We start from the raw sequence: 9,962 nt of genomic DNA on the forward strand, positions 1-9,962 counted from the left end.
CTTTGGACCAGGAAGCCCTCATGGACTTTCAGACACGTATACTCGAGCACTTCAATGCCAGCATCGATACCAAGACCTATGCCAGCGAAGTGCTTCCTCCCTTCATCGAAGTAGCCAGCCAGATGATGGTGCAGAGCCTGGTTAGCGAAGGCAAGATACTCGCCTGCGGCAACGGCGGGAGTGCAGGCGACAGCCAGCACTTCTCCTCCGAGCTATTGAACCGTTTCGAGCGTGAACGCCCCAGCCTCCCGGCACTGGCCTTGACGACCGACACTTCCACCTTGACGTCGATCGCCAACGATTACAGCTACAACGAGGTATTTTCCAAGCAGATTCGCGCCCTAGGGCAGCCGGGCGACGTCCTGCTGGCCATCTCGACCAGCGGCAACTCCGGCAACATCATTCAAGCGATCCAAGCCGCGCATGACCGAGACATGACGGTGGTTGCCCTGACCGGCCGAGACGGTGGCAACATGGCCTCTCTACTCGGGCAGGACGACTGTGAAATCCGCGTACCTGCAACCTCGACAGCCCGAATCCAGGAAGTGCATCTATTAGTAATTCACTGCCTGTGTGACTTGATCGATGAACAACTATTTGGTGGTACCGACTAGCTTGTTGATCATCCAGTCCTCAGATCCCAAGAACATCGCTGTAGCAAGGAGTGTATGCATGAGTTATCAATCACGTACTAGATGGATGGCCGTGGCCGGCGTCTGCCTGTCACTGTTGATCAGCGGTTGTACCACCAATATGGCCGACCAAACCAACTACGGCCAACGCAGCGAGGATGTAGAAGCCATCGACAGCACCGTGGAACGCGAAGTTGGCCGCGCCTTGGCACGCGCCGATGCTCGTCTGGACGATGCGCGCATCCGCCCGCACAGCTTCAATGGCAAGGTATTGCTAGTAGGACAAGTGCCAAGCCAGGAACTCAAGGAGCGCGCCGAGGAAATAACCGAGAACCTGCGCGGTGTGAATGAAGTCCACAACGAGCTGACTGTGGCAGGCAATCTGTCCGCCAGCCAACGCCTGACGGATGCCTGGCTGACCACGAATGTCATCAGTCACCTTGCCACCAACGACCGCATCGATTCTTCCAAGCTCAAGGTAACCACTGAAAACGCCAGCGTTTATTTGATGGGCATCGTCAGCCGCGAGGAAGCGGAGCGTATTGTTAGGGCGGCTTCGAACGTGGCCGGCGTTCAGCGCATCGTCAAGGCGTTCGACTATCTGGACTGACACCTCCCTGTAGCGTCGCCTAGACAGTCATATTCAGCACAACGAAACAGCCCCCGGCAAATAGATTGCCGGGGGCTGTTTCGTTTCAGCTCATGAGAACGAAGTCTCTACCCATCATCAATCACTTTATGACTCGCAACGTCGGGCGCTTTCTGGATGTCTTTCCATCAGAACCAGGCTTAGTATCCGAACCAGGCTTGTTATCGGAACTACCCGAATCCTTCGGCTCAGTAGGCTCGGGCGAAGCCTGATCCCCCTTCCCCTCGGTCGTCTGAGTAATACTCAGTTCAGGGCGCCGGCTTTCACGAGATGCCGACTCGCTTTCACTAGTCTCCCCAGCAGGCACTAGGACCGGTTCATGACCGAAAACCATTCCTACGCCGTTCTCGCGCGCATAAATGGCAATCAGCGCCTCAGTGGGTATCATCACTTGCATCGGCTGGCCGCCAAAGCGTGCATTAAAACCCACAGCCTGGTTTTCCATGAAGAAATCGCGCACTGCCGTGGGCGCCACATTAAGCACGATTTGCCCATTCTGAACAAATTGGCGCGGCACTTCGACACCGGGCAGGTCCGCATCCACCACCAGATAAGGCGTCAGTTCATTGTCCAGTAGCCACTGATAAAGCGCTCTGGCGAGATAAGGACGGCTTGAATGCATCGCGCGCTCCTTCCTAGAGTTGAAAGCCCCGGCTTGAGTCTATCTCTCCGGGGCCGACGGGTTCAGGATCGCATTTCTTTTTCACGTTCGCTCAATGACGCCTTGAAGGCATCACGTTCAAAAACGCGCTTCATGTAGCTCAGTAATGGCTGCACCTGCTTTTCAGGCAACTCGATATTGAGATCGGGCAAGCGCCACAAGATCGGCGTCAGACAGCAATCTACCAGAGTAAATTCTTCGCTCATGAAAAACGGCATGTCTTCAAAGATAGGTGAAATACCGATCAGGCTCTCACGCAGCTCCTTGCGTGCCTTGTCCGCTTCTTTTTTTCCGCCAGTACGGATCTGCTCGACCATGGGGCACCACTCACGCTCGATACGGTGCATCCACAACCGGCTTTGCGCTCGCGCCACCGGGTATACCGGCAACAGCGGAGGATGCGGAAAGCGCTCATCCAGGTATTCCATCATGACCTTGGATTCATACAGCACTAAATCACGATCCAACAGTGTCGGAACACTGTTATAGGGATTCAGGTCAGCCAACTCTTCCGGCGGTTGTTCGTCGTTGACTTCCACAATATCCACGGCGACACCTTTTTCGGCCAGCACGATACGCACGCGGTGACTGAAATGATCATCACTACCGGAATAAAAAATCATCGACGACCGTTTGGCCACAACACCCATGAAACCATCCTCGCATCAAATCAAGCATTGATAATAACACGCCCACACCAAGTTAGGCGAAGGCATGTACCAACACTTACTCTATATAAAAACACAAAGGGCGCCCGGCTTTCACCGTGCGCCCTGATGATCTGATCAGTCAATGATCAGTGTACATCTCGCCAATACTCGCGCTTGAGCAAATAAGCGATAACCCCAAAGATAAAGATGAATATCAGCACCTTGGGAGCCAAAGCCTGCGCCTGGAGCTTGGAGGGTTCGCCCACGTAAGCCAAAAAATTGGTCAGGTCGTAGGCCACCTCTTCGAACTCTTCCGGCTCCATGCTACCCGGCTGAGTCACTTGAAGCACGCCACACGCCTGGTACTTGCCCGTCAAGGGATCAAGCTCAGCGCCTTCGACAGGGTGATCCGTCGCGGCACAGACCTTCTCCTGCACCCCTTGCAAGGGCTCAAGCACGTTAGGCATGGCCACCAACTCAAAGACGGTGTTGTTGACCCCGGAAGGGCGACTTGGATCCTTGTAGAAGCTCAGCAAGTAAGAATAAATCCAATCGTTGCCTCGCACCCTTGAACGCAGCGTCAGGTCCGGCGGCGCCGCACCAAACCAGTTCTCACCATCTTCATTTTGCATGGCGTTATGCATCTGATCATTAAAGGCCAGGCTGGACGAGAAGATTAAATTATCTTCCACCAGATCCTGTGGCATTCCAAGATCTTCAGCAGCCCGCGCAAAGCGTTGATGCTCCAAGGAATGGCAGCCCATGCAATAGTTTACATAAAGCTGCATCCCACGCTGTAGTGACTCCTGATCCTGCAGATCGGGCGTCATCGAGTGAGGAACGTCTCCTGCGGGAGCCCCCCATGCCGTGAAAGGCATCAGAGCAAATAGCAGTGCAAACAGTTGCTTTTTCATTAGCCAGTCACCCTTTCCGGAACGGGTTTGGTCTTCTCCAGCCTGGTGTATATAGGCATCAGCAGGAAGAAGGCGAAGTACAGGGCGGTACAAATCTGGGCCACCACGGTACGTGCAGCTGTTGTAGGCAATGCCCCGAGAATCCCCAGGATGATGAAGCTTATGGCAAATACCGCCAGCGCCACCTTGGACATCCAGCCCTTATAACGAATGGATAGAACCGGACTACGATCCAACCATGGCAGCACGAACAGAACAGCAATGGCACCACCCATAAAGAGAACGCCAAGGAACTTCGCATCCAGGCCGAACAGGCTGAACGTAATGGCGCGCAAGATGGCGTAGAAGGGCGTGAAGTACCATACCGGCGCAATGTGATCAGGCGTCACGAGCGGGTTAGCAGGCTCGAAATTGGGCTTCTCGAGGAAATAGCCACCACCTTCCGGAAAGTAGAAGATTACGACAGCGAAAACAAACAGGAAAATGGCAATACCCACCAGGTCTTTCACGGTGTAGTAAGGATGGAATGGTATGCCATCCAACGGCTTGCCAGTTTCATCTTTCTTGGCCTTGATGTTGACGCCATCCGGGTTGTTGGAACCCACTTCATGCAAAGCGATAATGTGCAGTACTACCAGCGCCAGAATAACGATGGGTAGCGCCACCACATGCAAGGCAAAGAAGCGGTTCAAGGTGATACCGGAAATCAGGAAGTCACCGCGTATCCACTGAGTCAGATCTCCACCGATCACCGGAATCGCAGAGAACAGCGAAATGATCACCTGGGCTCCCCAGTAGGACATCTGTCCCCAGGGCAGGAGGTAACCCATGAAAGCTTCCGCCATCAAGGCAAGATAAATTGTCATGCCGAAGATCCAGATCAGCTCACGAGGCGCCTTGTAGGAGCCATACATCAACGCCCGGAACATATGCATATAGATCACGACAAAAAATGCCGTGGCCCCGGTGGAGTGCATATACCGGATCAACCAACCGAATTCCACATCCCGCATGATATATTCAACGGAGGCAAAAGCACCTTCAGCAGAAGGGTTATAGCTCATGGTCAACCAGACACCGGTAAGTATCTGGTTGACCAGGACCACCATGGCCAGCACACCGAAAATATAGAAGAAATTGAAATTCTTGGGAGCGTAATACTGGGTCAGGTGCTCCTGAATCATCTGCGTGGCGGGAAAGCGGTCGTCAACCCAGCGCATGAAGCCGCTTTCCGCCTTGGCTTTGTTCGGGTTACCCATCAGGCAGCCTCCTCATCTTCGCCGACGATAATGTCGTCGCCTTCAAAGCGGTACGGGGGCACTTCCAGATTGGTGGGTGCCGGCACATTGACGAACACACGGCCCGCCAGATCAAAGTAGGAACCGTGGCATGGACAGAAGAAACCACCCGGCCAATTATCCGTTACCGCCGCCTCAGGTTCGGGGCGATACAAGGGCGAGCAACCCAAATGAGTACAGATACCGATCAGAACGCCGATTTCCGGACGGATGGAGCGCAGCTCGCTATCAGCATACGCAGGCTGCTGCGGAACACTTGAATCTGGATCAGCCAGCAGCTCCGGCTCGATGCCCAGCGTGCGCTCAATCATTTCGGGCGTACGATTGATAACCCATATGGGACGTCCGCGCCATTCGACGGTCATCCGCTGCCCCGCCTCAAGCTTGGAAATATCTGCTCGAACCGGCGCACCCGCCGCTCTCGCCCTGGCACTGGGCTGCCAGGAAGCCACAAAGGGGACCGCAACCCCGACAGCACCTACCGCACCTACCACGGTAGTAGCGCCCACGAGGAAACGGCGCCGGCCTTTGTTTACGCCGTTATCTGCCATTAAGGTTTCTCCCATCAGCTTATCCGTTACATTACCCCAAGGAAGGCGTTCCGGGGGCAACGGATATCAAATGTGCTCTATGTTAAAAAAACATGCCGCTTCGCACAAGGACAATAAGCCTTGACCAAGGTGGTAGACAGAACGTAATTCATTGATATTCAAACAAAAACGCCCAGGCCAAATAGACCCGGGCGTTTTGCCGCATAGCGTAAAATTAACGCTTGGAGAACTGCGGGCGACGACGCGCTTTGCGCAGGCCGACTTTCTTACGTTCAACTTGGCGCGCATCGCGCGTTACATAGCCAGCTTCACGCAGGGCGGGACGAAAGTCCTCATTATAGACCATCAAGGCACGTGTGATGCCGTGACGGATAGCCCCTGCCTGTGAAGAACCACCACCACCGGCAACAGTGACGTAGGCATCGAACTGGTTCAGGGTGTCGGTCAACTCGAGAGGCTGACGAACCACCATACGGCCGGTAACTCGGCCGAAATATGAATCCAGGTCGTGATTATTGACGACGATCTTGCCGGAGCCCGGCTTTAGAAACACACGGGCAGTGGAAGTCTTGCGGCGCCCGGTACCATAATACTGTTGAGTCATGGCGAAGCTTTCCTCAGAGGTTCAGTTCAAGCGGCTGCTGGGCAGCATGCGGATGCTCGGCACCGGCATATACTTTGAGCTTGGTGTACATGGCACGGCCCATGGGACCCTTGGGCAGCATGCCCTTGACCGCAGACTCGATAACGCGCTCGGGAGCGTAAGCAATCATCTTGTCGAAGGTCATGGAACGCAGGCCGCCCGGATAACCGGTGTGGCGATAATAAGTTTTCGCCTTGGCCTTGTTACCGGTCACATGGACTTTCTCGGCGTTGATCACGACGATGTAATCGCCAGTATCAACGTGAGGGGTAAATTCGGGCTTATGCTTACCGCGCAAACGGCGAGCAATTTCGGTAGCCAGACGACCGAGCGTCTTGTCCTTAGCGTCGACAACATACCAGTCGCGCTGGACGGACTGCGGCTTAGCACTGAACGTCTTCATGGATGGAATCACCAGATTAAGTGTATTGGGTTCTTTCCTCGATAAACCGAGGATAAACCGTCCCTATTTTTTTTGGTTGCGACTTCTACTAGCTTGTCGCCATTAGAGCCAACAACATAATGCTGTAATGCGAGGCAGCATTCTACATCAACCCTTGCCCCAAGTTAAGCACCGCCAGCAACATTTCAGTCGTCACGGCAAGAGGCGCTCAAGGCTTGTGAGCCAAGGCTAGATATTCGTGGGACTGCATCTCCTCCAGGCGCGACAGCGTACGCTGGAACTCGAACTTCAAACGTCCATCCAGATACAGCTGCGCCACTGGCACTTCCGCCGACATCAATAACTTGACACCCCGATCATAGAACTCATCGACCATATTGATAAAACGCCGTATCTGGTCGTCCTTGCTCGAATCCATTTGTTTTACATTGGAAACCAGTACGGTATGAAACTCACGTGCAAGCTCGATATAGTCGTTCTGACTGCGCGGCCCGTCACATAATTCGGCAAACTCGAACCACACAACATCGTCATGAAGGCAGCGCGCTGTGAGAACACGATGATTGATTTCCAAAGGAGCATCAGCCTCCCCTGGGTGACCGGCAATTTCACGAAAGCTGCGCGCCAATTCTTTTTCGGCCGCCTTATCCAGCGGAGAATGAAAGATTTCCGCCCTCTCCAGGGCTCGCAGCCGATAATCCACCCCCGAGTCGACATTAACTACCCGACAGTGGCGCTTTATCAGTTCGATTGCCGGCAGAAAGCGAGCACGCTGCAAACCTTCCTTGTAGAGCTGATCAGGGACGATATTGGAGGTAGTCACCAGCACCACACCACGCTCGAACAATGCTTCCAGTAGATTTGCCAGAATCATGGCGTCGGTGATGTCCTTGACGAAAAATTCATCGAAACAAATGACACGTGCCTCGGAGGCAAATTTTCCGGCAATCAATGCCAAAGGGTTTTTCTCTCCCTTGTAGTGCCTCAATTCATTATGCACCCGCTGCATGAAGCGATGAAAGTGCGTGCGCATCTTCTCGGGAAAGGGCAAAGCTTCATAGAAAGTATCCACCAGATAGGTCTTGCCCCGCCCTACTCCTCCCCAGAAATACAAGCCACGTATTGCGGGCTCCGAAAGAGCGCTATTCGCATCAGGCTTTCTTCCCAGCAACCCTGCCATCCGGGCCCTTATTCCTTTAGTCGCCACCCCGGATTTTGGTGTAGACGCGGGCATTGCCACCAACTCATCGTACAATCGCTGCAAATGGGCAACGGCGGCTTCCTGAGCCGGGTCGTAGGCAAAATCGTCCCGCGCCAGATCGACACGGTAGCGCTCTACAGGCGTAGCGGGTCTGACCGCCCCCCCCTCGGTCGTTGGCATTGCATTCATCCAGCTTCCCCCGACGGCGTGAAATTTAGAGGGCGCAGTGACTCCGACTGCGCCCTCAAGAGGCGGTAATTATACGCCGCCTGCATGCTAAGCGCATGATTGGATTGACCCGACTATCGACCTGCCATCTATAATGGTGTTGCCGGGGTTTACTTAACACCCTTTTATCGGGATATTCATTACGCCAGTATCCGGCATGTTTACAGGCGCAGGGAGAATAACGTGGAAGCAAACACCCAGCTGACGTTTGCCATTATCGGCATCGTAATCGGTATTGTGATTGGAGTAGTCGGCTATCGCTTATTTAGCAAAAGCCACCGCGACATCCAGAAAATGCGGCAGAAACTATTGGAGCGAGACCATCAGCTAGCCGAACTTAAAGGCGGCATGGGAGAGAACCTGCTCAGCATCCAACAGCGTCTCGACAATATTCGTCATGAAGCGGATCAACTGGAAAATCAACTCAATGACGATGCCAGCCGCTGGCAACTCGAAGGCATTTCATCTCACCTGGACGTGCCAGGGCAGGACGCACACTCTCAAGCAACGAACTTGACTCCAGGTGAAAAGCCACCCAGCGTGCCGCGTGACTATGCGGACGGAAGCAGTGGCACGCTTTCCGAAGACTTCGGCCTCAGAGATAACCAGCAAGCTCCCCAGCCTCCGCGCTATTGAGTTTTATGATAGCGAGTGCCGTTTTTTTTTGCGTCTGGCGGCACTCGCTATCGACCACCGCGTCATCGTCAAGCGCAACACGTGCTATCGTTACTATCTATAGCAGACACTGCCAAACTATCCACCCCCGCTAAGCGGGGTTTGGAATGTCCGCAAAACGGTGGATGACACCATACTTGCGAGACAGCCACTCACCTAATGCCTGAATACCGTAACGTTCGGTGGCGTGATGCCCGGCAGCCAGATAATGAATACCCATTTCCCTCGCCAGGTGCGTGGTTCGTTCCGATATCTCGCCGGAGATAAATGCCTGGGCTCCGCTTTCAAATGCTGCGCCGATCATGTCCTGAGCTCCCCCTGTACACCAGGCCACTCGCTCGATGGGCTGTTCGGAAGGTGCTTCAATCAACAATGGCTCACGGCCTAGCTTTTGGGTCAGTTGCTGCGCTAACTCACCGCCTGTCATGGACTGCGGCAAACGCCCTTTCCACAATAGGCCCTCCCCCAGCTCAGCATCGACACACCCCTCTACCTGCCAACCAAGATGGCGCGCCAACTCAGCGTTATTACCCAGAACGGCGTGGGCATCCAGAGGCAGATGGTAAGCCACCAGATTGATGTCGTGGGTCAGTAACGTCTTGATGCGTCGTTGCTTCATACCGGTGATTGCCACCGGTTCGTTTTTCCAAAAATACCCATGATGCACCAACAGCATATCGGCGTTCCAAGCCACCGCCTCGTCCAGCAAGGCCTGACAGGCGGTCACTCCAGTCATGACACGCGTCACATGCTCGCACCCAGACACCTGCAAGCCATTGAGAGTAAAATCCTTGAAACGGCTTATATGCAACTCTTCATCACAAGCAGCTACCAACCTTGCGCTTTCCACCATGCACCTTCTCCTCGGATTAGTCTTTTCATGCCGCTTAGTGAATGCTCCCGCGAATCATGCTACGCATTGATTCGGGGCTTCATCGCTCCGCCACAACGTGGAGAGCGTGACCGGCATCCTCGGTGAGCCAGGGGAACGTTTGCCGCCTGACGCCTGCCCGTCCTTTCGGCGGGTCAGTTTGTGTTTCCATGCCCAGTAACGGGCACCCATGTTGTAGCTGGCGCCAAGATCGGCGTTGTACTGCTTGCCGCTCTGGAAGGTGGCCAGTTCGTATTGCGTCTTGTGTCGCTTGACGCGACCGGAGCCGTCGAAGGCCCAAGCGGACGTACCCCGCGCATAGACATAAACCACCTTCCCGCCGGCTTCTTTCATCTTGTGCTCGATCAGCGTGGCGAGCCGCCGATGCAGCCATTGGTGAAAACGCTGGCGTAAGCTAGAGCGTTTTTTGCCAGCCTTGGGACGCCAGCCCTTCAGGTCTTCCAGCACGATCATGTCAGCACCTTCGGCCAAGGCAAAATCGACCAGTTGGCGTGACGTCTGTTGCGCCATGTTCTCGTTAATGCGCTGCACTTTGCGGTACCACGTTCGGCCAAAGCCTTTTGAC

13 protein-coding genes are annotated in these 9,962 nt (G+C 54.4%); 3 read left to right on the forward strand and 10 right to left on the reverse strand.

Annotated features, from left to right (window positions below; all coding sequences use genetic code 11):
- Positions 1 to 20: 20 nt before the first annotated feature.
- Together DU506_RS14740 and DU506_RS14745 are read left to right on the forward strand one after the other, a co-directional pair.
- Positions 21 to 614: a phosphoheptose isomerase gene (locus tag DU506_RS14740; RefSeq protein ID WP_114487665.1), complete on the forward strand. Its 594-nt coding sequence runs from the start codon at positions 21 to 23 to the stop codon at positions 612 to 614.
- Between the two features lie 58 nt (positions 615 to 672).
- Complete coding sequence (locus tag DU506_RS14745; protein ID WP_114487666.1) at positions 673 to 1,242, forward strand: BON domain-containing protein; 570 nt, start codon at positions 673 to 675, stop codon at positions 1,240 to 1,242.
- Between the two features lie 121 nt (positions 1,243 to 1,363).
- On the opposite strand, the gene DU506_RS14750 is transcribed toward DU506_RS14745, so the two are convergent.
- The 8 genes from DU506_RS14750 to zapE form a co-directional block, all read right to left on the reverse strand.
- Positions 1,364 to 1,903 (reverse strand): ClpXP protease specificity-enhancing factor, encoded by a 540-nt coding sequence (locus tag DU506_RS14750; protein ID WP_114487667.1) that lies wholly within the window; start codon positions 1,901 to 1,903, stop codon positions 1,364 to 1,366.
- A 62-nt stretch (positions 1,904 to 1,965) separates the two neighbouring features.
- On the reverse strand, positions 1,966 to 2,592 hold the full coding sequence (sspA, locus tag DU506_RS14755) for a stringent starvation protein SspA (RefSeq protein WP_114487668.1): 627 nt from the start codon (positions 2,590 to 2,592) through the stop codon (positions 1,966 to 1,968).
- Between the two features lie 146 nt (positions 2,593 to 2,738).
- Positions 2,739 to 3,506 (reverse strand): cytochrome c1, encoded by a 768-nt coding sequence (locus tag DU506_RS14760; protein ID WP_114487669.1) that lies wholly within the window; start codon positions 3,504 to 3,506, stop codon positions 2,739 to 2,741.
- Positions 3,506 to 4,765, reverse strand: coding sequence for a cytochrome b (locus DU506_RS14765; RefSeq protein ID WP_114487670.1), 1,260 nt, complete (start codon positions 4,763 to 4,765; stop codon positions 3,506 to 3,508). Before DU506_RS14765 ends, DU506_RS14760 begins: the two co-directional genes overlap by 1 nt.
- Entirely contained in the window at positions 4,765 to 5,355 is a 591-nt protein-coding gene (gene petA / locus DU506_RS14770; RefSeq protein ID WP_114487679.1) for a ubiquinol-cytochrome c reductase iron-sulfur subunit, read from the reverse strand. Before petA ends, DU506_RS14765 begins: the two co-directional genes overlap by 1 nt.
- 214 nt (positions 5,356 to 5,569) lie before the next feature.
- The gene (gene rpsI, locus DU506_RS14780; RefSeq protein ID WP_114487671.1) at positions 5,570 to 5,959 is read right to left on the reverse strand and encodes a 30S ribosomal protein S9; all 390 of its coding nucleotides are present in this window, start codon (positions 5,957 to 5,959) and stop codon (positions 5,570 to 5,572) included.
- Positions 5,960 to 5,972: 13 nt separating this feature from the next.
- The gene (gene rplM / locus DU506_RS14785) at positions 5,973 to 6,401 is read right to left on the reverse strand and encodes a 50S ribosomal protein L13 (protein ID WP_114487672.1); all 429 of its coding nucleotides are present in this window, start codon (positions 6,399 to 6,401) and stop codon (positions 5,973 to 5,975) included.
- 208 nt (positions 6,402 to 6,609) lie between these two features.
- On the reverse strand, positions 6,610 to 7,782 hold the full coding sequence (gene zapE / locus DU506_RS14790) for a cell division protein ZapE (RefSeq protein ID WP_181870780.1): 1,173 nt from the start codon (positions 7,780 to 7,782) through the stop codon (positions 6,610 to 6,612).
- A 231-nt stretch (positions 7,783 to 8,013) separates the two neighbouring features.
- Between zapE and DU506_RS14795 the strand changes: the two genes are divergently transcribed.
- Positions 8,014 to 8,466, forward strand: coding sequence for a ZapG family protein (locus DU506_RS14795; protein WP_114487674.1), 453 nt, complete (start codon positions 8,014 to 8,016; stop codon positions 8,464 to 8,466).
- Positions 8,467 to 8,596: 130 nt separating this feature from the next.
- Here DU506_RS14795 and DU506_RS14800 read toward each other — a convergent pair whose 3' ends face one another.
- Positions 8,597 to 9,358, reverse strand: a complete 762-nt coding sequence (locus tag DU506_RS14800; protein ID WP_114487675.1) for a Nif3-like dinuclear metal center hexameric protein — start codon at positions 9,356 to 9,358, stop codon at positions 8,597 to 8,599.
- Positions 9,359 to 9,412: 54 nt separating this feature from the next.
- Positions 9,413 to 9,962: IS200/IS605 family accessory protein TnpB-related protein (locus tag DU506_RS14805; RefSeq protein ID WP_147273759.1), on the reverse strand; the 550-nt coding region annotated here is incomplete at its 5' end.

It is taken from the genome of Vreelandella rituensis (assembly GCF_003336665.1).
GTDB lineage: Bacteria > Pseudomonadota > Gammaproteobacteria > Pseudomonadales > Halomonadaceae > Vreelandella > Vreelandella rituensis.